Source organism: Nonomuraea sp. NPDC050783, assembly GCF_040802095.1.
Taxonomy (GTDB): Bacteria; Actinomycetota; Actinomycetes; order Streptosporangiales; family Streptosporangiaceae; genus Nonomuraea.
In genome coordinates, this window is the sequence record NZ_JBFAHK010000018.1 from 1 (window position 1) to 25,532 (window position 25,532).

Here is a 25,532-nt window from a genome sequence, read left to right on the forward strand (position 1 = left end):
CAGCCACCCGTCACTTCGCCACGGCTGCAGACGTTCTTGCGTTCGTCGCCGACGCCTCCGGCGACGAATCGCCAGATTGAATTTTCACAACTCCAGTGGCTGCGACACCGTTGCCAGGACGTACCCGCCAGGGTGGCGCCGATCGCGGCCACGAGACCGGCGTGGCAGCCGGAGATGACCAGCTGCACGCCGGACAGGCCGCGGGCGACCGGTCCGCGCAGGAAGGCCAGCCGGCCCGCGCCGTCCTCGGCGCTGGTGACGTCCAGGCCGAGGATCTCGCGACGGCCGTCGGCGTTGACGCCGGTGGCCACCAGGACGTGCACGTTGATGATCCGGCCGCCCTCGCGCACCTTCTGGGTCAGCGCGTCCAGCCAGACGAAGGTGCAGGGGCCGCTGTCGAGCGCGCGGGTGCGGAACGCCTCGGCCTGCTCATCCAGCGTCTTGGCCATCTGCCAGACCTGGCTCGTGGAGATGTGCTTGATGCCCGGCTGCTCGACCGGCTTGTCCACCCGCCGGGTCGAGACGCCCAGCAGGTAGCTGGTCGCGATCACGCTGATCAGTGCCTGCTCGGCCCGCCGCCGGCGTTCCAGCAGCCAGCCGGGGAAGTACGAGCCTTCGCGCAGCTTGGGAATGGCCGGCTCGATCGATCCTGCGCGGGTGTCCCACTCGCGGGTGCGGTAGCCGTTGCGCCGGTTGGTCCGCTCGCTGCTGCGCTCGCCGTAGCCTGCCCCGCACAGGCTGTCGGCCTCGGCCGACATCAACGACTCGGCCATGGTCTCCCGTCATGGATCGCAACAGATCCGGGTCGCCGGTCTCGAACTGCTTCGCCGGCCACTGCTCGGGCGTCACACTGGGGTCTGCGGCCATCGCCTGGTTCTCCTTCGAATCTTGATCTTGCTACTCGAAGGATCACGCGATGGCCGTCCTCATTTCACGACGCCACGCCTGTGACCAGGCCAAACTCGTACACCACGTCCGTGGACGCAACCCGCGAGATGAAGTGCTACCCCCAGCAGTACCTGTACAAAGTGCCCAACGGCTACTGCGGGACCGGTGTCTCGTGCCCGGTGGGTATCGCGCCTGCTGGCGAGTGAGGCGGACCGGCGCATATGCCGACCGGGCGGTCTCTCGCGCCCCGGCCGTCCTCCATCGTGTGGGTCGCCGGGGCGCGGTGTTACTGGACGATCACCACCCGGACAGGGAAGGAAGTGTCTGCACGGAAGTCCTGTTCGAAACCGGACGCGTTGGGTATGTACTTCTCCGGGTCGTAGACAAGTGCGAAGTAAGCGTCTGCGTAGTCGTGTGCTCGATAGCGCAGGATGTCTTGAGCCAACTCGTCCCCGAGTTTCCGTGGCCCTAGATTGGTGCGGGTCATCTTCGTCTCTACGGCGACCCGCTCCTCCTTGAGGAGGAAGTCGAGTCGGGGGTGTGCGCCCGCTCTGCTTGGGCCATACTCTTCCGGGCGGACATCAAGGTGGTGAAGGCACAGTACAGCGTGGACTATGCGCTGCAGGTCGTACTCGTCCTTGACGGTGAGTCCTGGACGTCCGCGGACCTCTTGGCGCAGCACCGTCACTGCGATGGGAAGTCTCCGGAATACCTCTTCAAGGCTGTCGAGAGTAGTCAGAGTGCCAGCGCTTCCACCGATCTGCGCTACCACGTTACGCAAGATCTGCTTCTGCTCGGCCAGCGGTGCATGAAATGCGGTGCTGACCGGGTACAGCCACTTGGAGATCGTTCCTTGGGCGGCCAGTTCTGCGAATATCGTGTTGAGCTCGAGCCCTGCCTGCAGAAAGTGCTTGATCTTATAGGTCGGAAATCCTCCTTCGTACTCTTTGCGGAAGGCTTCAAGGTGGTCAGATGGGAGGATGGCCATGGCCTCCGCATACCACGCCCCATACGCTTCGGCCAGTTGACGAAGTAGGTCTTCTCGGTTTTCTCTGGCATCGTTCTGCACCCCGTCGGCCAGGCTGGCGAGGGTGTCGGTGCGTCGGATCAGCTCCGCGATTTTCTCGAGCACCCTTCTCGTCACGCGGCGATCTTACTGTCGCGGGAGGGCGGCCCGCCTCAGAGTAGAGCGTCCGTTTCGGCCAACATCAGATTGTGTTCTGACGTAGACTGCAAGAGTGAGCACGAGTCATGCCGACGCAGTGACCTTTTCTGATCTTTCGAGGAATCCGCGAGCGGTCGCGGAACGCGCGGTGCGCCTGGGACGGGTACGTGTCACGCACCGAGATGCTCCCGACTTCTACCTGACTGCAGCAGATCGCGAAGAAGAGCGGGACCGGACGCTGGCCACCGCCTCTCGGCTGTTTCTTGCTTTGATCAAGCACGACTCCACCGCGCGCGCCCTGGTCGTCGCCATGCCAGAGGTTTTCCCGTGGGTTCGTCACCTGTCATCGGCCGAGGTGCGTTCCTTTACGCTGGAACTAGTCGAGGCACTCTCCGACGCGGCTGAGTTGGACGTCGATGCCACCACCCAAGAGGTCATCGCGGGCTGGCGAGCCACCGCCAGGATCAAGGCAGACCCCGTGCGCCATGCCGAGGCTCGTAAGGCCACGAGCGGTGATTTCGGACCGGTCCAGGTCTCCGCGTGAGTCCGAAACGCGGTGACCGGGTCACGGTGCCACCTCCAGAGGAACAGTGGGACGTTCGATTCGGTACCGGCGAGGCCGTCCGTGGTTGGGAAGAGTTGTGCCGTCATGCCTTGGCCAACACACGTCGGTGCTTCGAAGCCTTGCGCGCTGATCCGCGCATTGGCGCCGGCCACGACAGGCAACATCGCCTACGTGGTGACCTCGCGACTCATCGTCACAACGGCAAGGATCTAGAGCAGTGGGAGTTCGAGGTCACCAGCGGGGGACGCGTACGCTATGTCATCGATGACAGCACCCGTACCGTCTGGTTGATTTACGCATCCCCTCGCCATCCGAAAGACACGGAATAGGTCGCTATTACTGTCTGAGGCCAAGTGTTACCACCAGCAGTACCTGTACAAAGCGCCCAACGGCTACTGCGGCATCGGCGAAACGGGCGTGACCTGCCCGGTCGGCTTGACGTCGGGCGAGGCCTGACCCGTGCTCTCGCGGCGCGTGAAGGTGCTCATGGACTGGAAGCAGCGTGAGCACGGCCTGGGAGAAGGTCAGTCACCGGCCTGAGCGACGTCGGTCTGGATGGCCGGCTTGAGCTTCGCCGGCGTGATCCTCATGCTGGCGGAGACCTTGCCTGCTTCGCCTTCCGTGACGGGCGGTAGCCGGTACGCGGGAGGGCAGGTCAACGCGCGCAATCGGCGGGTGAAGGCGCCTCTGCCTCAGAGACTGCGCTTGTCTTCGACGTGAAGGACGGTCAGCTCGTGTCCGTCGCGATCACGCTTGGCGCGGCCGAGGATGCCGACTGCGAGATCGTCGTGGTTCTCCGACTCGCTGGGATCGACGTAGGTGAGAATGTCGGGGTGATGGCCTGTTACGGCCCAGCCGGATGCGTCTTCCAGGTCTATGACGTCGAAGTCGCCGGCCGGGGTGCCTGGATGAACGGGGCCGTACTCCCGCAGAAGGGTGGTCGCCTGCTGGGTGAGATCATCGGCGGGCTCCATCAGGATCACGCAGGTTCCGTGGGCGAACAGGACCCACGACTTGGCGGGATCCAGGAGCCGACGCCAGATCTCTACGGTGGACGCCTGATTCATGCGGAGCAGCGTAACGTCCGGCTCTGACAAGCCCTGTCCGGCCAGACTGACGGCTGTTCCGGCCCGCTCTCAACTGGGGCGTCAGCATCTTCTGGGTACATCTGGGTCTCAGTGGAGGACGGGAGAACGAGGTGTTCCGGTCTTGGGACACCTCGTCCCATAGACTGGATGGCATGAGCGTGATGCGCGAGGAGCTTCATCACCTGGTGGACCGGCTGCCTGAGGAGAAGGTCGCGCCTCTGCTTCGCCTGGTCCGGGATCAGCTCGATGAGCCGCAAATGGTTCGCGACTTGCCGTTCATCGGCATGCTGGAGGCGGAGCCCGATTTTGCGGAACGTGCCGAGGAGATCTTGCGGTCGGAGGACAATCACCCTTTGTGATCGTTCTTGACTCAGGGCCGCTGGTCGCGGCGCTCAACCGCCAAGACAAGCACCACGATGCGTGCGCACGCTTTCTGAGGACTTACCCTGGTTCGCTGCTCGTCCCCTCCACAGTTGTCACGGAGGTGTGCCAGTTGGTCGAGAGGCGACAGGGCAGCAAAGCGGAGGCGGCCTTCTTGCGGTCCTTCGGGTCAGGTCTGACACTGGTCGATCTCACCGAGCAGGACGTGGACCGGATGAGCGACTTGGTCGAGCTGTACGCGAGTCTTCCTCTGGGCGCGGTCGACGCATCCGTGATCGCGGTTGCTGAACGGCTTAACGTTGCGGAGGTCGCAACGCTTGATCGCCGTCACTTCACCGTAGTCCGTCCGAACCACACCAGCGCGCTTCTCCTCCTGCCAGAGATGCTGTGAATGACGACCTGAAGTTGAGTGCTACCACCAGCAGTACCTGTACAAAGCGCCCAACGGCTACTGCGGCATCGGCGAAACGGGCGTGACCTGCCCGGTCGGCCTGACCTCCGGTAAGGCGTAGACCTGCGAAGACAGCTAGATCCTGGCCGTGGTCGCCCGGCACGTCCGGCGCCGATCACGGGCCAGAGCCGTCTCCGGCGACAACCCTCACCACGGGGTCAAGGCGTCGGCACCGCGCGCCGCCGCGCGGGCAGCAGGACGGCCGTACTCCCGCCGGGCGTGCGGCCTTGGGGGCCGGTCCCGGCGGGAGCGGCCAGGTCGCTCACAGTCAGGTGTGCAGGCCGGGAGCGTCCTGCTTCGCATCTGCCTCATGATCGCCAGAGCCGGGCTGACGTCGGAGTCGAGCTGGGGCGATCGACGGTCCAGGACTTCGTTCCTCAGTCCTGGCCCACCGCATCAATGGGGCAGCTCTGTGAGGTCGTCCCAGTGGACCATCCAGCGGCGTATCCCCATCGGTAGGTCGCTCGCCGGTCCATCGAGCTTGACGAGAGCGAGCACGCCGCCACGCATCACATTGAGGACGTTGCCGGTGTGACCCGTGATCGACGATCCGAGCGCTCGTGTTGTCATCGGGCTGTGCTCCATGCTGGAGATCTGAACGCGGCATCCCGGCATGCGCCACCCACTCCAACTGCTCATGCCGTCTTCGAGCCCTGGACAACTTCATGGGTCACAGTGACGATCTCGTTCGACCAGCGGTAAGAGCGGCACACGTCCGCGTAGCGGCGGGCGATCCGGCCAGCGGCTCTTGCGGGCTCCAGGATGGGATGCCAGGCGTAGATGGAGCGCTTACGGCCCGCGTCCCAGCCCGTACGCCACCAGAACCGCTCGCAGTCGCACCATACGACGAGGCCGACCCACACGGACACCAGCGCGAGTCCGTAGCCGTCATGGACGTCGCTAGGGATGCCCAGGTGGCTCAGCTCCCGCTGCAAGTGCTCAGCCGCGTCGAGCGACGACACCATGCGCATGGGACCGGGCGATGCCGGAACAGGGTTCATCGACCTGCCTTCCAGGACTGCGATACCAGTACGTCCAAGTGAAGCCAGGCGGGCGGGACCTTTGAACTTCGCCGCTGCCCATTGCCGGGACGTGTCAAGTCACCGAGAAACGTCCCGTCAGGGCCTTGAAACGTCCTGGGACGTTCGCGTCCACTATGTGGTGTGAACGAGCGCCTACGCACAGCGATGCTCCGCCACGGTGTAGCTCTCGAAGATCTCGCCGAGACGTGCGGCGTCGAGCCCAAGACAGTCGAACGGTGGATCAACACGGGCCGCCTCCCGCACCGCCGGCACCGGTGGGCGGCGGCCAAGCTGCTGACCGCTGACGAGACGTACCTGTGGCCTGACGTGTTGGAAAGCAGCCGGGCACGTCGGGGGAGGGCTAACCGGTCGGAGCTGGTGGAGGTCTTCCCTGACCGCGCCGGCGTGCCCCGCGAGTTGTGGCTGCGGCTTCTCAACGACGCCCAGGAGAAGGTGGACGTGCTGGTCTTCTCGGTGACGTTCTTCGCCCAGACGCAGCCCAGGATCGCACGGTTGCTGGCGGAGACGGCGGGGCGCGGTGTCGCGATCAGGCTGTGTTTCGGTGATCCCAGCGCTCAGTCCGTCGAGACCCGCGACCGTGAAGAAGGGCTCGGCGGAACGCTGGCGGCCAAGATCCGATCTTCCCTGACCTACTACTGGACGCTGCCCGAGCTGAACGGTTGTGAGATGCGGCTGCACGCCACGACGTTGTACGCCTCGTTGTTCCGCTATGACGATGACATCCTGGTCAACCCGCATGCGTACGGCGAACCGGCCTCGGCCAACCCGACCTTCCACTTCCGTCGTCTCGACGGAGGGACGATGGCCGAGCACTACATGTCGTCGTTCGAGCGCGTCTGGGCCGGAGCCGTTCCGTGGTCCGGCGCGGAGATCTGAGAGGCACCTCATGGGACGAGTCGAGTACTGGAACGACCCGGATGCTCCGAAGGCGAACAGCCTGGTGCCGGCCTGCGGGACGGTCACCGTGGATGAGTCGGGGCGCATTCTCATGCAGTGCCGCCGCGACACCGGCCAATGGGCGTTGCCCATGGGAAAGATGGAGATCGGGGAGACGCCGTCGCAGTGCGCCGTGCGGGAGACCGAGGAGGAGACCGGCGTCCGGGTCGAGCCGGTGGGCATCCTCGGGATCTACTCCGATCCCGGTCACATCGTCGCCTACACGGATGGCGAGATCCGTCAGGAGTACGAGGTGATGCTGATCGCCCGTCCTGTTGGGGGCCGGCCGGAGGCGAACGACGAGGCGAGCGACGTACGGTGGGTCGAACCGGGAGAGTTGCCCGCCTTGGACATTCATCCCACGCAGTGGCGGCAGCTCAACGACTACCTGGAGAAGAGGCACCCCCACGTCGATTGATCCGGCGTCTGTGACACAGCCAGTCCCGGCGCCGAAGGCAAGTGCAAGTGCAAGTGCCGTGAGGTCCGAGCGCGATTCATTGCCTGAAGCGGATATCTGTCACCCGCAGTACCTCCACGAAGTACCCAACGGCTGCTGCGGCGTCGGCGGCACGGGTGTCGCCTGCCTGGCCTGCCTGGTCTCCGGCGAGGCGTAGGAATGTCATAGCGGCCGGTTCTTGCGGAGAGCGAGGACCGGCTTTTACTGCTTCGAGTCGTCAACCGAATCTAGAGGTCGATGACGATCTTGCCGTGTACGTGCCGGCCGGCCTGGAGCTCGGCCGCGCGGCGGATCTGCTCGACCGGGAAGCTCGCCGCGATGGGCACTCGGAGCCGGCCCGCCGCGACCAGGCGGGCGAGCTCTTCCAGGGCGCCGGGGGCGGCGTTCGCGCCGTTGGCCGTCGGCACGCCGTCGACCTGTGCGGCGATGGTGCAGATGCGGCCGTCCGGGACGCCGAGTTCCCTTGCCGCATGCACTGTCTCCGTCCCGTGCAGGTCGATGGCGGCGGTGACGCCGCCGGGAGCGAGGGCTCGGACCCGGTCGGCCAGGCCGTCGCCGTAGGCGACCGGCTCGGCTCCGAGCTCGCGCAGGAAATCGGCTGATGCCGCCGATCCCGTCCCGATCACCCGCGCTCCCGCGATCCGGGCCAGTTGGACGGCGAACACCCCGACCCCGCCCGCCGCGCCGCCGATCAGCACGGTGTCATCCCGGCCGGGCTTGACCACGGCGAGGGCGGCGGATGCCGTGCGGCCGGCGATCGTGAGGGTGGCGGCGGTGCGGTCGTCGACGCCGTCGGGGGTGTGATGGGCCTCGTTCGCCGCGATCCCCTCGGCCGGGTCGATCACTACGAAGTCGGCGACCGCGCGGGACAGGGCGCCCCCGAACACCCGGTCGCCGGGCGCGAAGCCGGTCACTCCGTCACCGACCTGGTCGATCAGACCCGCGTAGTCGGTCCCGAACCCGGCCGGGAGGCTCAGGCCGAACCGGGCGGCGGTGTCCGCGTCGGCGGTCATGATCCAGTCCATGGGGTTCAGACCGGCGGCGGTGACCCGCACGCGGATCTGTCCCGGGCCGGCCTGCGGGGCGGGAACCTGGCGGATGTCCAGAACTTCGGGGCCGCCGAACGAATCGAGCCGGACCGCCCTGCTCCTGCCCGCCGGCGGTTGATCGCTCTGTTCCTGCATCTACGCCTGCCTCCTGGAGAGCGAGGGAACACGTTGAAACGGACTATGCTCCGTTTCTGTGGATGACCCCTAACACAACCGGAGCGTGATCCGTTTTGGCTGAGGAGGAGATGCGCGCGCCACGGGCGGACGCAGCCCGTAACCGCGACCAATTGCTCGCCGTGGCGACCCGCGTGTTCGCGTCGGCTGACGCCGAGCCGTCGATGCGGGCGATCGCCCGCGAGGCCGGAGTCGGCATAGCCACGCTCTACCGGCACTTCCCGACCCGTGAGTCGCTGGTCGACGCGGTCTATCGGGACCAGGTCGTGCGGCTGACGACCGGCGCCCGCGAGTTGCTCGGCCAGTTGCCCCCGGCTGCGGCGATGCGGCGCTGGATGGACTTGTTCGGGGACTGGATCGCGACCAAGAAAGGCATGCTCGACACGCTGCTCGCGATGATCGAGTCGGGCGAGATCGCCCATGCGCAGACCCGGAGTGAGCTCCTGGTGGCCATCACCACGATTCTCGATGCCGGTCGCGAGGCGGGTGACCTCCGCTCCGACGTCACCGCCGAAGACATCGCCGCCTCTCTCGTCGGCATCTTCACTGTGGCCCCACGGCGCGAACATGATGCCATGGCCGGTCGTCTGCTGGACCTCCTGATGGACGGCCTCCGGCCCGCCGCCCGGCCGGCCTGACGTCCGGCGAGGCATACGATGCGGCTCGTCTCGCCCTCGAACTCGGCCGGGCAGCACGACAGATGCGGGAATCCCGTGGATGGAGCCAGAGTGAGCGGGCGCGTGCGGCCGGCATGACGCGGTCAGCAGTGGCCCGTTCCGAAGCTGCCGGTTCTCGAACGACTGCCAGGGCTCCGGACGCCGAGCTGGAGGTACGGATCAGTCCACGTGCTCCAGCGGCCTGAGTCTGATGTGTCGCGCGAGATGAAGCGCTGTCACCAGCAGCGCTTGTACGAAAGACCCCATGGCTACTGCGGCACCGGCGGGGCGGGCGTCGCCTGTCCGGTGGGCCTGACCCTTGGCGGCGCATGACGTGGTGCCCGGACAGGGGCCGATGCGGAGCAGGGGGCCGATCTGGTGGTCACCCGGCGGCACCAGCCGGTGGCGGCCGTGGTGAGCATCCGTCGGCTCGATGAGCTGGAGGAAGCGGCGGCTGATCTGCGGGATCTGGCGCTTGTGCTCGCCCGCTCGGTCACGGACACGGGGGAGCGGGTCGCGTTCGATGACGTGCTCGCCGCTTTCGGGCATACTCGCGAGTCGCTGTCCGCCATTCCGGACGACGAGTGAATCGTGGCCGGCGTCGTCTTCACCGCGCTGGCGGTCGATGACCTCCGGCGCGTCGGCCCGGACGCGGCGCCCAAAGTGCTCAAGAAGATCCTTCTCCTGCTGGACAATCCCGAAGCCGGATATCCACTCGGCGGCGAACTGACCGGCTTCCGAAGCTGGTGGTCGGTCGCGGCACCTGGCGTGTGTCTACCGCATCGCCGAGGACAAGTCGGTGGAGATCTGCGAGGTGCGGGCTGTCGGCGAGCGTGCCGACGCGGAGGTGTACGCGGAGGCGACGGCCAGGGTCCGCGAGGCGGGTGTGGGCCGTCCCGAGGTCGTCCGGCTCGGTCAGGTGATCGAACGTCTTGTGCCCTGGAGGGTGGCGGGGCCTTTCTCGAAGGTGGCGTCGGTGTTCACGCGGTCGTCCGTCGCCGCTGCCGTCGCGGGGGCCGGGATCAGCAGGGCGGGCAGAGCGGGCAGAGCGGGCAGGGCGGGCAGGATGAGCAGGACGAACAGGATGAGCAGGGCGGGGAGAACGGCCGGGAACCGGCGGCGTAATCTGCCGTATTGCATGCGGGCAGCACGAAGTGCTCTCCTTTGCCGGGAGGTCGGTACATCAGGGCGTCGCCCATCGGGCGAGGTGTCGCGGCTTCCGCTGCCTGGGCCGTCGAGTTGCCGCTCGGCGGCCCAGGGTCGTCTCAGGTCGGGCTCAGGCTTCCTCCTCGGGGTCGGGGAAGGCGACGAACCGGGTGAGCACCGTCCGCGCGCCGCGCGGGGTCTCCTCGGGGTCGCGTTGGTAGCGCTTGAGCAGGGCGAGGTAATCCTCGAAGAAGCTCTTCAGCTCGTCCAGGGTCAGGCGGACGGAGCCGCGCGAGTACGGCACCGCGTCCGACCAGTCGCCCAACCGCTCACGCTGCTCCTGGAAGAGCGCGAAGGTCGCCAGGTCGCCAGGTCCTCGGTCAGCCAGAGCTCGTTGAGCTTCTCGATCGCGTCCCGCAGCTCGGGGCTCTGCCCGCTCAGCGCGGGGAAGCGGAGGCTGAGGCGCGACAGTTTCCACCAGCGCTCGCGGCCCTGCCCCCGGCCGGGCACCTCCTCGGCCAGGCCGTGCCGGGCCAGGACCCGCAGGTTGTAGCTGGTGCCTCCGGTCGTGATCCCCAGGCGGCCGGCCAGCAGGAGGTGGCCTCGCCGAGGATCTCCGGCTCGCGCGGGATGCGCTGGCGTACCGGGTTGGCCGGCGCTTTCGCCGCCGCGAGGTCCACGATGGGGTCTGTCGCTCCTCCACCATGACTCGTGCACGAGAAGTCGTGCACCTAGGGCGGAGGTAGATCGCCACGCCGGCCGGGCTGCGGTCCGGTCGGCGATCGGTACGGGTCCAGTGGTCTGCTACGGGCTTAGCTCCCCGGCGGAAGGAGCTCAGCGCTCGGCGGCGGCCAGGCCCGCCCGGATGGCCGCGGCGTCGGCCGGGGTGCCCGGTGACTCCCAGAAGTTCGACGGGTCCTTCGCGTAAGGGGTGCCGTAGATGGGAGTTCCGGGCTGGAAGCGCCAGCCCTCCGCCAGGGGGCCCGCGTCCACGGCGTCGTAGCCGATCGCGTCGAGGAACGCGGTCGCCTCGTCCTTGGCGGCGGGGTCGTCACCGGCGATCGCCAGGGCGCTGCGGTCGAGGGCGCCGGCGGGCCGGGCCAGCTCGGCCAGGTGCCGGAAGTTGATGTGGTTGAAGACCTTGACGACCCCGGACTCCGGCAGGTGCCGCTGCAGCAGCTCGCTCGACGTGGCCGTCCCCTCGTCGAGCTCCGGGATGTTGCCGTCGCGCTGCGGGTAGTAGTTGTTGGTGTCGAGGACCGTCTTGCCGGCCAGCGGCTCGACCGGGACGTCGCGGTAGACCTTCAGCGGGACGCTGACGACGACCAGTTCGCCGGCCGCGGCGGCCTCGGCCGGGGTCGCCGCGCGGGCGCGCGGGCCCAGCTCGCCGACCAGGTCCCGCAACGTCTCCGGGCCGCGTGAGTTGCTGAGCACGACGTCGTAGCCGGCCGCGACGGCCAGCCGGGCCACGGTGCCGCCGATGTGTCCACTGCCGATGAATCCGATTGTCGTCATAGAAGCTGTATCTCCGACCAGCGGCGGGGCATTCCCGCCGGCCTCACCCGGCGGCCAGCTCGACCAGCGCGGCCAGGGTCGGCAGCTCGAAAGGCGTGCCGACCGGGACCCTGCCGGCCCGGGCGTCCTCGCCCTCGCCGGCCCAGTGCCGCAGGGCCTGCAACGGGGTGACGCCGTTGGCCTTGGCCCAGCGCAGGCGCTGCGTCCAGACGACGGCGGCGTCCAGCGCCGGGTCGCCGGCCTGCTCGCGCGGCACGTACTGGGCCGCGTCGTCGGTGGTCGCGGCCCAGAGGTAGCCGATGACGATGTCGTCCTTGATGACCGGGACATAGCGGACGGCGGAGGACGTGGTACGCGGGTAGGCGTCCGGCATGCTAACGGTCTGGAAAGCGGGCTGGTCCTTCAGCGACACCTCATGATCTCCTTCACGGTGTGCCGGACTCCTCCGGCGGCAGTACCCAGCCGTAGACGTGCCACTTGCCGTCCCGGCGTTGCACATCCTCGGCGTACCACGATACGTCGTTGCCCAGCAGCAGCTCCCATTCGCCCAGCCGGCTGACCAGCTGCAGGTAGAAGGCGGGAGTGCCGGGGGGCACCCGCAGGTGCAGGTTGACGTTCTTGCCGAAGACCGGTTCATCGCCGAGGTTCGTCGAGAAGAAGGCCGGATCGCGTTGCACGGTGCCCGGCAGTTCGTGGATGGGCACGGTGAAGAGATCCGAGGTGAGTTCCACCGACCGGAACACGTCGATCGTCGTCGGGACCGGCTGGCGGCTGGTGACAGCACTCAGGAGCTCGACCCGCTTGATGATCCGCTCCCTGATGAGAGCGTCATAGTACGGGCGGTGGTTGGCGAAGAAGTCATTTCCCTGGCGAAGGTAGCCGTTCATGTCCTCGAATCCGTTACCGGCGTAGTATTCGGCCGCCTTCTGCTCGGGTGCCGTCAGGTTGGCGTAGACGTCCGTCCAGATCGCGTCCCCGAACGCGGGACCGACGATGTGGGACCCGAAGGGTGCGTCCAGGGGGACGTGCGGAGCCGGCGCGGTGTAGTACAGGCCCGAATCCGTGCTGTGGATGGTGTGCCCCGCCGACGGGTTCGGCCCGTCGGCGGTGAGTCCCGAGTAGGCGGGCGTCGGCTTGCCGTCCAGCGGGTTCGCCGGGGTGTGGGCGCCGAAGTCCACAGGCGGTTTGATCGCGTGCGTGGTCGCGGAGGCGGTGTAGTGGTCCTTCGCCGCCGGGGCCGCGGCGGCGGGGGGCGTGCCCGCGTCCTGGTGGTAGAGGGCCAGCACGTCCGGCAGGGCCTTCGCCAGAGCGGGATGGAGCTTGCCGTCGTTGGCCAGGGACGCGAGCTCCTGCAGGGTGAACCATTTGGCGCCGGCGGTCTCGAACGTGTCGAGCTTCGGCGTGAAGAGGGGGCCCTCGGCGGCCAGGTTGGTGTACTTCCAGCCGCTGTCACCGACCTCCACCGCGTGCTCGCCCTTGAGCTTCAGCGTGTTGAGGTAACTCTGGTCGACCCCCAGCTCCTCGCTGAGCTCGCGGGCCGCGCCCTGGACGGGGCTTTCGAGGCTGTCGAGCGCGCCGCCGGGAAGCTGCCACTTGCCGGCGTTGGACACGTACTGGCTCTGCTGCATCAGGAGGTAGCGCGGTACGCCGGCGTCGTCGATGCCCCTGATGAGCACGCCTGCGGCGCCGTACTTGCCCCAGAGGCCCCCGCTCACGTAACCGTCGCCCGACCTGCCGGGGTTCTCCAGGATCTGGAAGGGGCTCGGCGCCTGTCCGGGCAGGGAGGAGGGGCCGAGGCCGGCCGGCTTCGCGCTGACGGGGTCCGTGCCGTCGGCCGTACGGAGCGGGGTGGGAGGTGGGCCGTCGCCCGCGTGGGCCGGTGCGGGCGGGTCGGCGGCGCGGGTGTTGTTGATCATGGCGTCCACGCCGGGCCCGGACTTGAAGGAGACGTCCTGCTTGGCCGATGCGCCGGCGAACGTGGTGGCATCGCCGTCCGTCCGGGCGGAAGGATGGGAGGCGGAGCTCTGCGGGAACTGCCCGGACGGGGCCTTGTCCGGCGCCGACGGCGCCGATGACAGCGAGGTGGACTGCGGCGGAGGGGAGTCGACGACCGGAGGTCCGGAAGGGTGGTGCCCGGGAGAGTGCCCGGAGGTGTGGGGGTGGGAGGAGGAGGGGAGGCTCTGGCCGGGCTCGCCGACGGTGCCGTGGGGAAGCGGGCTCGCGGGGCCGCCGGTCGAGCCGGTCTCCGGCTTTCCGTGCGCGAAGGGGCTCCAGCTCGCCCAGTGCGCGTCAGCGCCGCCCAGCGCGCCCGAGGTGAGGCTCTTGAACAGCCTGTCCCAGTCGAGCGGCTGCCCGCTGCCGAGCTGCACGGTCAGGTCCGTGCTCGCACTGGCCAGAGCCGATCTAGACATAAGCCCCCATATGGACCTGGCGGGTACGATCCCTGTGAAACCTGTCAGAAAGGCTCCCAGGACGGCTCCCGTGCCGCCCGACATCAGGATCTGCTCCCAGTCGAGGTGATCGCGCCGGGACTGGGACGACTGGACCGCCAGATCCATGCCGGCCATCAGGCCGCCGAACAAGCCGATGTTGATCAGCAGCCGCTTGCCGAGCTGGGCGATGGCCAGCCTGGTGAGCTGGATCCGGGCTCCGGCGACGGACAGGGAGAGCGCGCCCCAGGGGCCGGTGGCCGCGGCCAGCAACCAGGTGAGCTGGAGGATCAGGAACCAGACCGAGACCTCGATCATCCGCTTGGTGTACTGGACCTGGACACCGAGGTCGTTGTAGTGGAGAGCGGCAGAGACGAGCTGCCTGATGAGCTCGCGCAGCGTCGGGTCGGCGTCGTACTCGGCCCACTGGACGAGCGCCTTGAGCGCGTCGCCGTCCCAGTCGTCGCCCGGCTCGGCGTAGGCCGCCAGGTTCTCCTGCGCCATGATGTCCTGAGCGGCGCGGGCGAACGCGTCGGCGAGCCGGAAGCAGCCGTCCTCGTCACCCTCCGGCCAGTCCATGCCCACGGCATAGCCGACATAGGGTTTGGCCCAGCCGGGCACGAGGAAACCGTCGAATCCCAAAGATGTTCACCAGCCCTACGGGAACGCCGGATCACCAGAACCGCTGGACAGGTCGTTCAGCGACGTGTCCGGCCGGGTGCCGGTGCCCTCGGAGTACCAGTAGCCGTCGTCCCCGGCGCCGTATCCGTCGCCGTATCCGTAGTCCTCGGCGTCCTCGTAGTTCCTGGCGTTGTCCCAGAGCCCGCCGCTCAGGCGCTCGACCTTGTGGATGTAGGCGCTGAAGGCGTCCATGACGGCGAGCTCGATGCGGTCACGGTTCTTCTGCAGCTCCGCGCCGTACTGGTCGTTCCCCAGAGGGTTGCCCTCGCGGAGGAGGGTCCCGCGCAACGAGCTGCGTAGCTCGTACAGGAAATCGACGTCGGAAGCGGCCTGCGACGACCGCGTACGCAGGCCGCTGAAGACGGCCTGGTATCCGCGGGACCGGGGGCTACCCACGCTCGTCCCCCTCCGCCGAAGGCAGCTTCACCGGCTGGGGCAGGAACGACTCGATGCTCGCTCCCTCGCCGAACACGTCCTCCAACGGCAGCCCTTCCGGGACGAACGGCGCCATGAGCTCTTTCGTCCGGTCCGCCACCTGCGCCGTGGCAGCGCCGATCTGCTCCATGATCGTCCGGGCGAGCTGCGACGGCGAGAGCTTGCGGTACACCCGGGGATCCAGCTTGATGCTCTGCACCTGGCCGCGCGGTCCCACCGTCACGCTCACCATGTGGTCGCGCGACTCGGCCGTCACCGTCAGCTCGGAGAGCTTGCCGTACGCCTCCCGCAGCCGGACGGCCTGCTGGTTGTACTCCTTGGCCAACGCTTCGATGGTCAGCCGGAACTCATCACTCAAGCAGCCGCCTTCCGTCCGAGAGCATCAGGAGTCGCTCAAGTCACATACGTAACATGGACGATATACGGTACTGACTTCCTTTACCGGGCGAAAAGCTGCAAGTTTCTGCATCTGCAGGACGTTGAGGCCCGGCCCGCCCGCACTGCCGAGGGTGACGGGCGGGCCGGGGGCGGGTCAGGCGCAGGTGTAGCCGGAGGGCAGGGCGGTGTCGCCGCTCGGGCGGGTGGCCTGGAAGCCGAAGGTGGTGGTGCTCGCGCCGGGAGTGAGGGTGCCGTTGTGGGCGGCGTTCCTGACCGTGACGGTCCGGCCGGAGATGGTGGCGGTGCCGTTCCAGGAGCCGGTCAGGGTGTGTCCGGCGGGGAGGGTGAAGGTGACCGTCCAGCCGTTCATGGCCGAGGTGCCGGTGTTGGTGATGGTCAGGGGCTGGATGACGTAGCCGGTGGACCACTGGGTCTGGACGGTCGGGACGGCCGCGCAGCCGCCGGTGGAGGTGCCCGGCTGCGTGGTGACCTGCGCCGTGTCCGAGACGGGAGAGGTGTTGCCCGCGGCGTCGCGGGCCCTGACCTGGTAGCGGTAGGTGGTGCTCGGCGTCAGGCCGGTGTCGGTGAACGACGTGGTGGCCGAGGTGCCGGCCTGGGTGAACGTGCCGCCGCTCGCGCCGGGGGCGCGCAGGATGTCGTAGCCGGTGACGCCGTTGTCGTCGGTGGAGGCGGTCCAGGTCAGGGTGGCGCCGGTGGCGGTGACGTTCGCGGCGGCGGGGGTGCCGGGCCGGCTCGGCGGGGTGGTGTCGCCGGTGGTGTCGCCGAGGACGGGAGTCGTCCAGTCGCGCCACTCGGCCAGGTTGCCGCTCTTGCCCGGCGCGATCCGCATCGTGCCCGTGGAGCCGCCCGAGCCGAGGAGGAACCTCTGGATGTTCTGCTGCAACGGCGTGCGCCACTCCGGCCTGGTGGCGCAGTGGGTGCCGTCCTGGACGTCGGACCAGTAGGTGATGGCGCCGCCCGCGCCGAGCGCCTTGTAGATCTCGGCGCCGCCCAGCGCGGCCACGCTGGCGGACCTGGCGGCCAGCCAGTCGATGTGCGGGTTGTCCATGATGAGCAGCCCGCGCGGCGCGATCATGCCGATCACCTCGTGGGTGTCCACGGGCAGCCGGGCCGGGCTGCCGGTGAAGGAGCCGAACGCGTCGCCGAGCCACGGCTGTTCGGAGTAGGCGCTGCTCAGCGGCTGGGAGCCGCTCTCGCCGGGGATCGCGCGGAAGGCGGCGACGCCGCCGCTGCCGGACTCGACGGGCATGGTCAGCGCGATGCGCTGGTCGAACGCGCCGGCCACGAAGGCGCCCTTGCCGTAGCGGGAGCAGCCGGTGACGCCGGTCGCGTCCGCCCGCAGGACGGTGCCGCCCGCCTGCTCGATGACGTCGATGACGCGGCTCACGCCCCAGGCCCAGGCGGCCAGCAGGCCGGTGCCGCTGGTGGCGCCGTAGAGGGTGTAGAACGCGCCCTGCTTGTTGGTGCGGGCCGTGCCCTCCCTGCCGACCGCGAGCGGGTCGTAGCTGATGACGGCGGCGCCGGCCGCGCGGATGGTGGCCGTGTCGGCGCCGAGGCCGCCCACGACGATGACGGCGGGGAACGGGCCGGAGCCGCCGCCGGTCGGGAGCTGGACGCCGGCCGAGAAGCCGGCGCTCCTGCCGTTGTGGGTGACGTTCACCGTGATGGAGCCGCTGGAGACCGTGCCGGTGACGCTGGACGGCTTCGGCGGCTTCTCGCCGTAGACGTACTTCTCCGCCTGCTTCCTGATCTCCTGCCGGCGGCAGCGCCAGTCGGACCTGGTGGTGACGCGGGCGCCGCTCAGCTTCGTGAACGGGTCGGGCAGCCTGGAGACGCTGGGCAACGATCCCGCGTCGGGCAGGGCGGGCACCGGGCAGTCGGTGCCGTCGTCCTCGACCCCGGCCGCCGCCGTCACCGCCGTCGCCGCCGCTCCTGGTACCGCGAAGGCCGCCGCCAGGGTGAGGGCGACGGCCGCCAAGTTGATGATCACCGCGGCACTCCTTCCGGGGGAGCTGTTCAACCGCTGATGAGTCTGGGAACCGTCCCGAAAAGTGTCAAGGATCTTATGAAAATTTCGGCAGGGAGGGCCCCGTGTCCCGGTGTCCCGGCGGAAGCGACGCCGGCGAGCACCGCGAGCGCCGCCGGGCCGAACGGGAAAAAGAAGTCGGCCATAACGATGGGGCGCCGTTTTCCCGCGGGTGGACACCGGGAATGCGGCCGACGATATTGGAGCCAAGGAGGTTCTTTCATGCAGGCACGCCTGGACCATCTCGTATGCTGGGTCGCCGACCCGTCCGCCTCGCTGCGTTTCTACGAGCAGGTGGTCGGTTTACCCGGGGTGCGGGTCGAGGAATTCCGGGAGGGCAAGGCGGCGTTCCCGAGCGTCCGGGTCTCGCCCGAGACGATTCTCGACCTCATACCGTACGAGCGCGCCACCGGCATGGACGAGGGCACCGGCGTGCGCGGCGCCGCCGGCCATCCGCTCAACCATTTCTGCCTGGCCCTCGGCCGCGCCGACTTCGACGCGCTCCGGTTACGGCTCAAACAAAACGGCGTCGAGATCACCGGCACCGGCACGAACTCGTTCGGCGCGCGGGGAATCGCCCCCGAGGCCATTTACTTTGCCGATCCCGACGGCAATGTCATCGAGGTCCGCTTTTACGAGTGACCCGCGTGCCGCCGCCGCCCGGCCGGAAGTGTCGGTGGGCTTTGGTAGACAGGCGGGCATGGGTGTGAGCGTCGATGAGTTCCTGGAGATGCTGAACGAGCTGCCCGGGGTCAAGCTGGGCCACGGCGGGGAGTGGATCGGTCTCAAGGTGCGGGACAAGGGGTTCGGTTACCTGTGGGAGAAGACCGAGACGGTGGGCCTCAAGGCCACCCTTGAGGAGCAGGTCGCGCTGGTGGCCGAGCGGCCTGAGGTGTTCGAGGCGCAGTTCACCGCCGGGCGGTTCGGCTGGGTGGTGGTGCACCTCGACAGGATCGACGCGGAGGAGCTGTTCGAGCTGGTGGTGGAGGCGTGGTGCCTGACGGCGCCGCGGCGGATGGTGGAGGAGTTCGAGGCGACCCACCCCATCGGACAGAAGGTGCAACCCGGGTAATCTCGGACATCGTGACGGCCGGGATGTCCAAGCACACGTTCGGGAGCGGCGTACGGTTGCGGAAATGGCGGGAGGGCGACGCGCCTGTCGTGCTCCGGGCCTTCCGGGTGCCCGACCTGCGTGACCAGGTCGTCCTGCCCGTGGTCACGCTCCAGGACGCCCTCGGCTGGATGGCCGCGTGGGAGGGCGTCGGGCACGCCTTCGCCGTGACGGTGGCCCACAACGGGCCCGTCGTGGGCAACGTGGCGGTGACCGGCGTCGACGCCCACGGCAACGGGCTCGTGTCCTACTGGATCCTGCCCGAGGCCAGGAGGCTCGGGATCGCGGCCGCGGCGACCGACCGGCTGGCGCGGTGGGCGTTCGGGAAGCTGGGGCTCTTCCGGCTGGAGCTGGTGCACCGTACGAACAATCCGGCTTCGTGCAGGGTCGCGACGAAGGCCGGCTTCCGGGTGGAGGGCATCGAGCGGAGGAGGGCTGCAGGCGACGGGGTGGGTGACGGGACGGGCGACGGGACGGGCGACGGGACGGGCGACGGGGTGGGCCACGACCTGGAGCGGCACGCCCGCCTGGCCACCGACTGATTCGCGGGGGCCGCCCGGCGCGGTTCGTTCGCCAGTGATGGCCTGACTGACCTACCCTTTTCGGGTGGACGGCGAGAGTCTGGCCGCGGCCGCCCTGCTGGCGGCGCTGAACCGGACGTCGGGGATCTTCGCGGGCTTGCGGCATCCCTTCGTCCGGCACGAGCACATCTCGACCCTCCTCCCGCCCGCCGGCGTCCGCGTCGGCATCGCCTTCGTCCTGCCCGACGGCCGCGAGGTGCGCTTCGAGGTCTCCATCGCCGCCACCGGCGGGGCCTTCCACGTGGAGGGCTCGATCACCGCCGAGAGCGAGACGATCCTCGCGCTGCCGCGCAGGGCCCTGCCGGACGTCCGGGACGCGCTCACCGTGCTGGACGACTACGCGGGCGACGTCGCCGAAGCCGCCCACCGCACGATCGAGCAGTTGCTGGAAGAGATCGTCTGAGACCGGGGGCGCCTCCCTCATGGGCATGTATCGCTCCCGCACGTTGCGTTTCATTGTCTGGTTGTCAGACAATGCGGGCATGAAGAACGGACCTCTCGCCGTCGTCGCGGCCGCCGTGCTCTGGGGGACGGCCGGCACCGCGGGGCTGCTCGTCTCCGCCGACTCCATCGCCCTGGCCGCCGCCCGCCTGGTCATCGGCGGCGCGGCCCTGGCGCTGCTGGCCGGGGCGGGGGTCAGGAAGGTGGCCGGCCCCGGGCTGCTGCTGGGGGCCGTGGCGGTGGCGGCGTACCAGCTCTGCTTCTTCGCCGCCGTCGCGCGGACGGGCGTGACCATCGGGACCGTGGTCGCGATCGGCAGCGGGCCCGTCTTCACCGGGCTGCTGTCCTGGCTGCTGCACGGCCGCCGGCCGAGCCGCCGCTGGACGCTGGCCACGGCGGCGGCGGTCGGCGGCTGCGCGGCGCTGATCGCCGGCGGCGGGGCCGAGGCGGGCGGGCAGGTGGTGTCCGGGGTGCTGTTCGCGCTGCTCGGCGGGTTGCTGTACGCCTTCTACGCGGTCACGGCGGCGCGGGCCATCGAGAACGGCGGCGAGTCGAACGCGGTCATGGGCGCGATGTTCGGCGGCGCCGCGGTGATCATGCTGCCGGTGCTCGTCGTCAACGGCGGCATCGGATGGGAGCCGCGCGGCCTGGTCGCGCTGCTCTACCTGGGCCTCGGCACCACCGGACTGTCCTACTTCCTGTACGGGCGGGGCCTGCGCACCACGCCCGTGGCCACGGCCGCCACCCTGGCGCTGGCCGAGCCGGCCGTGGCCGCGCTGCTCGGCCTGCTGGTGCTCGGGGAGCGGCTGGCCCCGGTGTCGGTGGCCGGGCTCGCGCTGCTGGCGCTGGCCCTGGTGGTGGTGGCCCTGCCGGAGGGCGGCAGGCCGGCGGTGAGGGCGTTAGAGTCGCAGGCGTGACGTTGCCCCTCAGACCCGTCTCCACCGTCGGGGCGCTCGCCGACGCCTTGCGCAGCAGGGTGCTGTCCGGCGAGATCGCGCCCGGCACTCCTCTTCCCGAGCAGGAGCTCGCGGCCTCGTACGGCGTGGCCAGGCCCACCGTGCGCGAGGCACTGGCGACGCTGGTCCACGAGGGGCTGCTCAGGCGCGAGCGCAACCGCAGCGCGTACGTCCCCGAGGTGACGATCCGGGATCTCGACGACCTCATGTACGTCCGCCGCCCCCTGGAGGACCTGATGGCGCGGGCGGTGACCGGGCGCCGGGTGCCCGGGGCGGAGGCCGCGCTGCACCGCCTGGCGGCGCTGCCGGGCGAGGCGCCCTGGTCGGAGACCGTGGCCGAGCACATGGCGTTGCACGGGGCGCTGATCGAGGCGGTCGGCAGCCCGCGCCTGGAGCGGCTGTACGGTGTGCTGGCGGCCGAGACCCGGCTGGGCCTGGTGCGGCTGCGCGAGGTCTACAAGGACCGCGACGTGCTTGTACACGAGCACCGCGAGCTGCTCGACGCGCTGGCCGACGGCCCCGAGGACGTGGCGAGGGCGGCGGTCGCCGAGCATCTCAGCCACTCCTGGGGCCACGACGGCGCCCGGACCGGCGACCGCGAGGCGTGAGCGGGCCCGGCCCCGCGGGACCGGGCCCGCGCGCCTACGGCAGCGCCTCCCAGGGCCCGAAGGGGCTGCCCGCGCCGGGCGCCGTCTGCCTGCGCAGGTGCACCTTCCCGTCGGTGCCCACCGCGACCAGCACCACGGCGCCGCTCTGGTCGAGGACGGCCGCCGGATCGTCGGTGACGGCGCCGCCGAGGTCGCTCCAGCTCCCGTAGCCCCCGTTGGGGGCCGACTGCGTGGCGAGGCTCACGCCGGCGTCGGCGTTGCGGTGGAACACCAGGATCCTGGCGTCCGGGCCGGCCGGGGTGGTGACCAGCTCGGGCTCGCCCACGCCGTCATGGCCGCCGATCGTGAGGGGGCTGAGGGTCCAGGAGCCGCCGGGCGCCGACTGCCTGGTCACGACCAGCTCGGCGGTGCCGGCCCGGCGGTAGGCCACCTCGATCCTGCCGTTCTGGGACAGCGCGGCCGTGGGCGGGCTGGCCGGGGTCACGGACGGCAGCGTGTTGTCGAAGGCGAACGCGCCGCCTGGCGTGGACTGGTGCCAGCGCAGGACGCGGGCCCTGGTGGCGGCGAACAGCTCGATGCGACCCTGCGGGTCGGTGACCGCGGTGAGCCCGTCCTGGACGTCGCTGCTGCCGGACAGGCCGGCCCAGGAGCTCCAGGCGCTGCCGTTGGGGGTGGTCTGGGCGCGCGTGCTGACGCCGCCGGCGCCGTTCTTGACGAAGAGGTGCAGCCGGCCGCCGGCGTCGGCGGCCAGCGCGGGCACGCCGACCTGGTCGGGGTCGCCGTTGCCGGGGCGGCCGAGGTCGCTCCACGTGGCGGCCCAGGGGCCGCCCGCCGCCGTCTGCGCGCGGGAGACGAGGTGGTGGTCGGACATCCGCCGGGCGAAGACCTGCATGCGCCCGTCGGCGTTGAGGCCCACCGCGACCGCCGGCGCCAGCGGGCCGCCCGCCCCGTCCAGGGCCAGCGGGCCGTCCCACGTCCCCGCCGGGGTCTGCCCGTAGGTGCTCAGCGTGCCGTTGCGCACCACGAAGACCTGCGGCCGGCCGTCGGCGTTGCGGCCCGCCCAGGCCGTGCCCCGGGGCCAGCGGTAGTACATCCGCGACTCCCACCCGCTGGGGTCGAAGGGGTCGTAGTGGAAGTAGCTGTTGAGGATCGTGGTCTTGCGCGTGACGGTGGACGGGGACAGGTTCGCCGGCACGTCGGCGATGTTGTAGTCGCGGTAGTTCAGCTCGATCAGCGGCGCGCCGTGGGAGTCGGCGGCGGCCGCGGCGAACCTGGCGGCGGCCACGTGGTCGCCGTGGCCGGGGTTGTAACGGTTGTCCGGCATCGGGTCGGGGGCGCGCAGCACGGTGGGCCGGTAGTGCTGCATGATCCCGGTCAGTACGGCGACCACGTCCTGGTAGGCGTAGGTGTACGACTGGGTGACCAGGCTGCCCTGCGGGATGATCGTGTGGTCCTCGAAGTCGTCGACCACGACGAACCAGCCGAGCTGGTCGTCCCGCAGGTTCATGAACACCAGCTGCACCTGTGGTCGGTCGGCGAGGGTGTAGCGTTCCACCTGGCGGCCGGCGAGCGACCAGGCGTCGCGCGTCCACTCCTCCTGGCCCTGCGGGTCCACGTCCGGCACCGACGCCATCCGCGCGTAGGCGTCCTGGATGCCGCGCTGCCGGTTGCGGGCCCGCTCCGCGTCGGTGTTGCCGAGCCCGGTGAGCTGGCCCGCCGTGATGAACACGGTCACGCTCGGTTTCCCGGACCGGATCGTGTCGTGGATGTCGGGGTTCATGAACAGCAGGTCGTCGTCCTCGTGCGCGACGATCTGCATGAACTGGTCGGTCGCCGTCGCGGCGGCCGCCGTCCCGGAGGCCGGCAGCGGCGCGGCCAGCACCGCGAGCAGCACTGCGAGCAGGGCCGGCATCCGGACGGACAAGGATGACAAGGATAAGGACGTGGACGTGCCTCCGCGCATGTGTTCCCCCACCAGGTCGGGTCGGGCCGCCGTTCGTGGACCCAGAAGCAGATGCTGAGCAGGCGATAATCCGGGAGCAAGGGGAAAAGGGATAACAACTGGGTAACTAGTGCCACATGTACGCCTTTGTTATGAGATAGCGCCGGACCGCATCCTGTCGTTTCCCTGATTACGGGCGGCGCGATCCGCTTTTTCGATCCGGGCGAAAAGCCGCGATCCGGACCGCCGGGTCTCCGGGATGCGGCGTGGACGCGCGATCGTGAGCGCGATTGAGCACCATTGAGCGCGAACTCTTGCGGGACGAGCCTGTGACTCGCAAGAATCGCGGCCATGCACGGCAATCCGATGCCGGACTCCTACGTGTACGTCACGGAAGAGGGCGTCACCCGCCACTACGCGGACGGAAGCGTCGAAGCCCTCGCGTGGGAGGACGTGGTCGAGGTGCGGGTCGTCGCCGAGTCCGGCGAGGACGTCCACTACATCCTGCTCGACCGCGACGGCGAGGGTTGCGTGGTGCCGCGCAACGCGACGGACGCCACCTTCCTCGCCCGCCTGAGATACCTGCCGGACTTCGACCTGGAGCGGCTCCTGGTGGCCGCGGACTCCGCGCGCGACGGGGTCGTGGTCGTCTGGCGCAGCCCCGATCCGCCGTCCGCGCTGCCCGATCTGGAGTACGACTAGAACACCGCGGCGCCCTGAGAAATATTCTTGTAACTCCCGCCCGCGCTGCACTTTTGGACCGTTCCGTCAACCCCCTACCTCCGGTTACTTCCGTCCGCTTGTGGCCAATCCAATGTATTTCCCGGCCCCGAATGGATCTTTAGTCTTTATTGGGGGCCGCCGCCCTTGATCTGTGCATGGGCCGTGTCAACCCATGTGGCTCAAGAAGCGTCAAGTCACAGCGGTGTACGGAGTCATCAGGGTGGTAACTATGAGGGTGGGGACCAGGGGGGCCGTCGTCGTGCCGCGCGAAACCATATCGCGCGGCGAACCGAGTATCTGGACGCAGGCCTATTTACGGCTGCTGCTGCTCGGCGACACCGGGTGCGCGCTGCTGGCCTGCGTCTGCGTGCTGGGGGTGCGCCTGCTGTCGGGCGCGTACGTGTCGCTGGCCGAGTTCGTCTTCGGATCCGGCCTGGTGCTGTTCTGGCCGGCCGCGCTGAGGTTCGGCGGAGCTTATCGCCAGCGCGCCAACGGCGAGGGCACCGAGGAGTTCAAGGCCGTTTTCAACGGCGGCGTCGGGCTGATGGCGGCGGTGGCCATCGGCGCCTATGCCACGCAGACCTCCGTCGCGCGGAGTTTCGTCATGGCGATGCTGCCGATGGCGTTGCTCTCGACGCTCTACTACCGCTACCGGATGCGCAAGCACCTGCACCGCCGCAGGGCCGTCGGCGACTACATGCGCCAGGTCGTCGCGGTCGGCCACCGGGACTCCATCCTGGACCTGGTGGTGCAGTTCCGCCGGCAGCCCTACCACGGCATGCGGGTGGTGGGGGCCTGCCTGCCCGACGGCGACGCGGACATCGACCTCGACGGCATCCCGGTGCTGGGCTCGTTCGGCGACGTGGCGCACGTGGTCGCCGACGCGCGCGCCGACGCGGTCGCGGTGCTGGCCTGCCCGGAGCTGGACGGCGCGGCGCTGCGCAGGATGGCCTGGAGCCTGGAGGCCGGCAGGACCGACCTGTTCGTGGCCCCGGCGCTGCTCGACGTGGCGGGACCGCGCATCAGCATCAGGCCGGTGGCGGGCATGCCGCTCATGCACGTGGAGCATCCGGAGTTCAACGGCGCCAGGCAGTTCGTGAAGTCGGTCTTCGACCGCGTGGTCGCCGGCGTGGCCCTGCTGCTGCTGGCCCTGCCGCTGCTGGGGGTGGGGCTGGTGATCCGCCTCACCAGCGAGGGGCCCGCCCTGTTCCGGCAGACCAGGGTCGGCAGGGACGGCAAGGCGTTCGAGGTGGTGAAGTTCCGGACGATGGTGGTCGACGCCGAGCGGCTCAAGGGCACCCTGCTCGACGCCAACGAGTTCGACGGCGTGCTGTTCAAGATGCGCAAGGACCCGCGCATCACCCGGGTGGGCGCGTTCCTGCGGAAGTACTCCGTGGACGAGCTGCCCCAGTTGCTCAACGTCCTGCGCGGCGAGATGTCGCTGGTCGGCCCGCGCCCGCCGCTGTTCGACGAGGTCGCCAAGTACGGCACCGACGTGCGCCGCCGCCTGGTGGTCAAGCCGGGCATGACGGGCCTCTGGCAGGTCAGCGGCCGCTCCGACCTGAGCTGGGAGGAGTCGGTCCGGCTCGATCTGCGGTACGTGGAGAACTGGTCGCTCATCCTCGACCTGCAGATCCTGTGGAAGACGTGGTCCGTCGTCACTAGGGGAGAAGGGGCTTACTAGCA

The 25,532-nt window shown here is 69.3% G+C and carries 29 protein-coding genes and 4 pseudogenes; 18 read left to right on the forward strand and 15 right to left on the reverse strand.

Annotation, left to right across the window (positions count from 1 at the left end):
- Nucleotides 1-89: 89 nt before the first annotated feature.
- A pseudogene (locus AB0H75_RS36020) lies at nt 90-867 on the reverse strand (IS256 family transposase); the annotation flags it as partial.
- Nucleotides 868-1,174: 307 nt separating this feature from the next.
- Nucleotides 1,175-2,032, reverse strand: coding sequence for a hypothetical protein (locus AB0H75_RS36025; protein WP_367804132.1), 858 nt, complete (start codon nt 2,030-2,032; stop codon nt 1,175-1,177).
- 94 nt (nt 2,033-2,126) lie between these two features.
- Between AB0H75_RS36025 and AB0H75_RS36030 the strand changes: the two genes are divergently transcribed.
- Together AB0H75_RS36030 and AB0H75_RS36035 are read left to right on the forward strand one after the other, a co-directional pair.
- Nucleotides 2,127-2,597 carry a hypothetical protein gene (locus AB0H75_RS36030; protein ID WP_367804133.1) on the forward strand — a complete coding sequence of 157 codons (471 nt, stop codon included), beginning with the start codon at nt 2,127-2,129 and terminating at the stop codon, nt 2,595-2,597.
- Between the two features lie 369 nt (nt 2,598-2,966).
- A pseudogene (locus tag AB0H75_RS36035) lies at nt 2,967-3,074 on the forward strand (peptide-methionine (S)-S-oxide reductase); the annotation flags it as partial.
- A 236-nt stretch (nt 3,075-3,310) separates the two neighbouring features.
- Here the strand turns inward: AB0H75_RS36035 and AB0H75_RS36040 are convergent.
- Nucleotides 3,311-3,685 carry a hypothetical protein gene (locus AB0H75_RS36040; RefSeq protein WP_367804134.1) on the reverse strand — a complete coding sequence of 125 codons (375 nt, stop codon included), beginning with the start codon at nt 3,683-3,685 and terminating at the stop codon, nt 3,311-3,313.
- Between the two features lie 173 nt (nt 3,686-3,858).
- Between AB0H75_RS36040 and AB0H75_RS36045 the strand changes: the two genes are divergently transcribed.
- From AB0H75_RS36045 to AB0H75_RS36055, 3 genes and pseudogenes are all read left to right on the forward strand, one after another.
- A complete protein-coding gene (locus AB0H75_RS36045; RefSeq protein ID WP_367804135.1) occupies nt 3,859-4,065 on the forward strand; it encodes a hypothetical protein in 207 nt (68 codons plus the stop codon).
- Nucleotides 4,062-4,478: a type II toxin-antitoxin system VapC family toxin gene (locus tag AB0H75_RS36050; RefSeq protein WP_367804136.1), complete on the forward strand. Its 417-nt coding sequence runs from the start codon at nt 4,062-4,064 to the stop codon at nt 4,476-4,478. Before AB0H75_RS36045 ends, AB0H75_RS36050 begins: the two co-directional genes overlap by 4 nt.
- Before the next feature lie 16 nt (nt 4,479-4,494).
- Nucleotides 4,495-4,599: pseudogene (locus tag AB0H75_RS36055) on the forward strand (peptide-methionine (S)-S-oxide reductase); the annotation flags it as partial.
- Nucleotides 4,600-4,934: 335 nt separating this feature from the next.
- Here AB0H75_RS36055 and AB0H75_RS36060 read toward each other — a convergent pair.
- Together AB0H75_RS36060 and AB0H75_RS36065 are read right to left on the reverse strand one after the other, a co-directional pair.
- The gene (locus AB0H75_RS36060) at nt 4,935-5,123 is read right to left on the reverse strand and encodes a hypothetical protein (RefSeq protein WP_367804137.1); all 189 of its coding nucleotides are present in this window, start codon (nt 5,121-5,123) and stop codon (nt 4,935-4,937) included.
- A 50-nt stretch (nt 5,124-5,173) separates the two neighbouring features.
- Nucleotides 5,174-5,509: a hypothetical protein gene (locus tag AB0H75_RS36065; protein WP_367804138.1), complete on the reverse strand. Its 336-nt coding sequence runs from the start codon at nt 5,507-5,509 to the stop codon at nt 5,174-5,176.
- 192 nt (nt 5,510-5,701) lie between these two features.
- Here AB0H75_RS36065 and AB0H75_RS36070 point away from each other — a divergent pair, with 192 nt between their 5' ends.
- Nucleotides 5,702-6,457 carry an XRE family transcriptional regulator gene (locus tag AB0H75_RS36070; protein WP_367804139.1) on the forward strand — a complete coding sequence of 252 codons (756 nt, stop codon included), beginning with the start codon at nt 5,702-5,704 and terminating at the stop codon, nt 6,455-6,457.
- Nucleotides 6,458-6,467: 10 nt separating this feature from the next.
- Entirely contained in the window at nt 6,468-6,935 is a 468-nt protein-coding gene (locus tag AB0H75_RS36075; protein WP_367804140.1) for an NUDIX domain-containing protein, read from the forward strand.
- 266 nt (nt 6,936-7,201) lie between these two features.
- Here AB0H75_RS36075 and AB0H75_RS36080 read toward each other — a convergent pair whose 3' ends face one another.
- Nucleotides 7,202-8,158, reverse strand: a complete 957-nt coding sequence (locus AB0H75_RS36080; protein ID WP_367804141.1) for an NADP-dependent oxidoreductase — start codon at nt 8,156-8,158, stop codon at nt 7,202-7,204.
- 95 nt (nt 8,159-8,253) lie between these two features.
- Here AB0H75_RS36080 and AB0H75_RS36085 point away from each other — a divergent pair, with 95 nt between their 5' ends.
- From AB0H75_RS36085 to AB0H75_RS36095, 3 genes and pseudogenes are all read left to right on the forward strand, one after another.
- On the forward strand, nt 8,254-8,835 hold the full coding sequence (locus AB0H75_RS36085; protein ID WP_367804142.1) for a TetR/AcrR family transcriptional regulator: 582 nt from the start codon (nt 8,254-8,256) through the stop codon (nt 8,833-8,835).
- A complete protein-coding gene (locus AB0H75_RS36090; RefSeq protein ID WP_367804342.1) occupies nt 8,832-9,059 on the forward strand; it encodes a helix-turn-helix domain-containing protein in 228 nt (75 codons plus the stop codon). The genes AB0H75_RS36085 and AB0H75_RS36090 overlap by 4 nt, the downstream gene beginning before the upstream one ends.
- Before the next feature lie 163 nt (nt 9,060-9,222).
- Nucleotides 9,223-9,441 (forward strand): annotated as a pseudogene (locus tag AB0H75_RS36095) (hypothetical protein); the annotation flags it as partial.
- A gap of 327 nt (nt 9,442-9,768) precedes the next feature.
- Here the strand turns inward: AB0H75_RS36095 and AB0H75_RS36100 are convergent.
- The 8 genes from AB0H75_RS36100 to AB0H75_RS36135 form a co-directional block, all read right to left on the reverse strand.
- Nucleotides 9,769-9,993, reverse strand: coding sequence for a hypothetical protein (locus AB0H75_RS36100; RefSeq protein WP_367804143.1), 225 nt, complete (start codon nt 9,991-9,993; stop codon nt 9,769-9,771).
- Between the two features lie 136 nt (nt 9,994-10,129).
- Nucleotides 10,130-10,324, reverse strand: a complete 195-nt coding sequence (locus AB0H75_RS36105) for a hypothetical protein (protein WP_367804144.1) — start codon at nt 10,322-10,324, stop codon at nt 10,130-10,132.
- Between the two features lie 509 nt (nt 10,325-10,833).
- Entirely contained in the window at nt 10,834-11,514 is a 681-nt protein-coding gene (locus AB0H75_RS36110) for an NADPH-dependent F420 reductase (RefSeq protein ID WP_367804145.1), read from the reverse strand.
- A gap of 43 nt (nt 11,515-11,557) precedes the next feature.
- Nucleotides 11,558-11,887 (reverse strand): hypothetical protein, encoded by a 330-nt coding sequence (locus AB0H75_RS36115; RefSeq protein WP_367804146.1) that lies wholly within the window; start codon nt 11,885-11,887, stop codon nt 11,558-11,560.
- Nucleotides 11,888-11,939: 52 nt separating this feature from the next.
- Nucleotides 11,940-14,522 (reverse strand): NUDIX domain-containing protein, encoded by a 2,583-nt coding sequence (locus AB0H75_RS36120; protein ID WP_367804147.1) that lies wholly within the window; start codon nt 14,520-14,522, stop codon nt 11,940-11,942.
- Between the two features lie 78 nt (nt 14,523-14,600).
- Nucleotides 14,601-15,020, reverse strand: coding sequence for a hypothetical protein (locus tag AB0H75_RS36125; RefSeq protein WP_367804148.1), 420 nt, complete (start codon nt 15,018-15,020; stop codon nt 14,601-14,603).
- Nucleotides 15,013-15,417 (reverse strand): YbaB/EbfC family nucleoid-associated protein, encoded by a 405-nt coding sequence (locus AB0H75_RS36130; RefSeq protein WP_367804149.1) that lies wholly within the window; start codon nt 15,415-15,417, stop codon nt 15,013-15,015. The genes AB0H75_RS36125 and AB0H75_RS36130 overlap by 8 nt, the downstream gene beginning before the upstream one ends.
- A 174-nt stretch (nt 15,418-15,591) precedes the next feature.
- Nucleotides 15,592-17,448: a cellulose binding domain-containing protein gene (locus AB0H75_RS36135; RefSeq protein ID WP_367804150.1), complete on the reverse strand. Its 1,857-nt coding sequence runs from the start codon at nt 17,446-17,448 to the stop codon at nt 15,592-15,594.
- Between the two features lie 258 nt (nt 17,449-17,706).
- Here AB0H75_RS36135 and AB0H75_RS36140 point away from each other — a divergent pair, with 258 nt between their 5' ends.
- The 6 genes from AB0H75_RS36140 (at nt 17,707) to AB0H75_RS36165 (ending at nt 21,181) form a co-directional block, all read left to right on the forward strand.
- On the forward strand, nt 17,707-18,126 hold the full coding sequence (locus tag AB0H75_RS36140; RefSeq protein ID WP_367804151.1) for a VOC family protein: 420 nt from the start codon (nt 17,707-17,709) through the stop codon (nt 18,124-18,126).
- Between the two features lie 58 nt (nt 18,127-18,184).
- Nucleotides 18,185-18,556 (forward strand): MmcQ/YjbR family DNA-binding protein, encoded by a 372-nt coding sequence (locus AB0H75_RS36145; protein ID WP_367804152.1) that lies wholly within the window; start codon nt 18,185-18,187, stop codon nt 18,554-18,556.
- 11 nt (nt 18,557-18,567) lie between these two features.
- On the forward strand, nt 18,568-19,137 hold the full coding sequence (locus AB0H75_RS36150; protein ID WP_367804153.1) for a GNAT family N-acetyltransferase: 570 nt from the start codon (nt 18,568-18,570) through the stop codon (nt 19,135-19,137).
- Nucleotides 19,138-19,201: 64 nt separating this feature from the next.
- Nucleotides 19,202-19,579 carry a hypothetical protein gene (locus tag AB0H75_RS36155; RefSeq protein WP_367804154.1) on the forward strand — a complete coding sequence of 126 codons (378 nt, stop codon included), beginning with the start codon at nt 19,202-19,204 and terminating at the stop codon, nt 19,577-19,579.
- A gap of 79 nt (nt 19,580-19,658) precedes the next feature.
- Entirely contained in the window at nt 19,659-20,534 is an 876-nt protein-coding gene (locus AB0H75_RS36160; protein ID WP_367804155.1) for a DMT family transporter, read from the forward strand.
- Complete coding sequence (locus AB0H75_RS36165) at nt 20,531-21,181, forward strand: GntR family transcriptional regulator (protein ID WP_367804156.1); 651 nt, start codon at nt 20,531-20,533, stop codon at nt 21,179-21,181. The genes AB0H75_RS36160 and AB0H75_RS36165 overlap by 4 nt, the downstream gene beginning before the upstream one ends.
- Before the next feature lie 34 nt (nt 21,182-21,215).
- Here AB0H75_RS36165 and AB0H75_RS36170 read toward each other — a convergent pair whose 3' ends face one another.
- Nucleotides 21,216-23,105: a PIG-L family deacetylase gene (locus AB0H75_RS36170; RefSeq protein ID WP_367804157.1), complete on the reverse strand. Its 1,890-nt coding sequence runs from the start codon at nt 23,103-23,105 to the stop codon at nt 21,216-21,218.
- 369 nt (nt 23,106-23,474) lie between these two features.
- Between AB0H75_RS36170 and AB0H75_RS36175 the strand changes: the two genes are divergently transcribed.
- Together AB0H75_RS36175 and AB0H75_RS36180 are read left to right on the forward strand one after the other, a co-directional pair.
- On the forward strand, nt 23,475-23,825 hold the full coding sequence (locus AB0H75_RS36175; RefSeq protein ID WP_367804158.1) for a hypothetical protein: 351 nt from the start codon (nt 23,475-23,477) through the stop codon (nt 23,823-23,825).
- Nucleotides 23,826-24,075: 250 nt separating this feature from the next.
- A complete protein-coding gene (locus tag AB0H75_RS36180; RefSeq protein ID WP_367804159.1) occupies nt 24,076-25,530 on the forward strand; it encodes a sugar transferase in 1,455 nt (484 codons plus the stop codon).
- The last annotated feature ends 2 nt before the right edge of the window (nt 25,531-25,532 follow it).

What these genes read in the sequence shown, in the direction of transcription:
- AB0H75_RS36040 (WP_367804134.1), bottom strand. Translation starts at nt 3,685, where the DNA reads ATGAATCAGGCGTCCACCGTAGAGATCTGGCGTCGGCTCCTGGATCCC.
- AB0H75_RS36120 (WP_367804147.1), bottom strand. Translation starts at nt 14,522, where the DNA reads ATGGACTGGCCGGAGGGTGACGAGGACGGCTGCTTCCGGCTCGCCGAC.
- AB0H75_RS36060 (WP_367804137.1), bottom strand. Translation starts at nt 5,123, where the DNA reads ATGGAGCACAGCCCGATGACAACACGAGCGCTCGGATCGTCGATCACG.
- AB0H75_RS36115 (WP_367804146.1), bottom strand. Translation starts at nt 11,887, where the DNA reads ATGCCGGACGCCTACCCGCGTACCACGTCCTCCGCCGTCCGCTATGTC.
- AB0H75_RS36065 (WP_367804138.1), bottom strand. Translation starts at nt 5,509, where the DNA reads ATGCGCATGGTGTCGTCGCTCGACGCGGCTGAGCACTTGCAGCGGGAG.
- AB0H75_RS36110 (WP_367804145.1), bottom strand. Translation starts at nt 11,514, where the DNA reads ATGACGACAATCGGATTCATCGGCAGTGGACACATCGGCGGCACCGTG.
- AB0H75_RS36140 (WP_367804151.1), top strand. Translation starts at nt 17,707, where the DNA reads ATGCAGGCACGCCTGGACCATCTCGTATGCTGGGTCGCCGACCCGTCC.
- AB0H75_RS36045 (WP_367804135.1), top strand. Translation starts at nt 3,859, where the DNA reads ATGAGCGTGATGCGCGAGGAGCTTCATCACCTGGTGGACCGGCTGCCT.
- AB0H75_RS36160 (WP_367804155.1), top strand. Translation starts at nt 19,659, where the DNA reads ATGAAGAACGGACCTCTCGCCGTCGTCGCGGCCGCCGTGCTCTGGGGG.
- AB0H75_RS36180 (WP_367804159.1), top strand. Translation starts at nt 24,076, where the DNA reads ATGAGGGTGGGGACCAGGGGGGCCGTCGTCGTGCCGCGCGAAACCATA.
- AB0H75_RS36075 (WP_367804140.1), top strand. Translation starts at nt 6,468, where the DNA reads ATGGGACGAGTCGAGTACTGGAACGACCCGGATGCTCCGAAGGCGAAC.
- AB0H75_RS36080 (WP_367804141.1), bottom strand. Translation starts at nt 8,158, where the DNA reads ATGCAGGAACAGAGCGATCAACCGCCGGCGGGCAGGAGCAGGGCGGTC.
- AB0H75_RS36145 (WP_367804152.1), top strand. Translation starts at nt 18,185, where the DNA reads ATGGGTGTGAGCGTCGATGAGTTCCTGGAGATGCTGAACGAGCTGCCC.
- AB0H75_RS36175 (WP_367804158.1), top strand. Translation starts at nt 23,475, where the DNA reads ATGCACGGCAATCCGATGCCGGACTCCTACGTGTACGTCACGGAAGAG.
- AB0H75_RS36100 (WP_367804143.1), bottom strand. Translation starts at nt 9,993, where the DNA reads ATGCAATACGGCAGATTACGCCGCCGGTTCCCGGCCGTTCTCCCCGCC.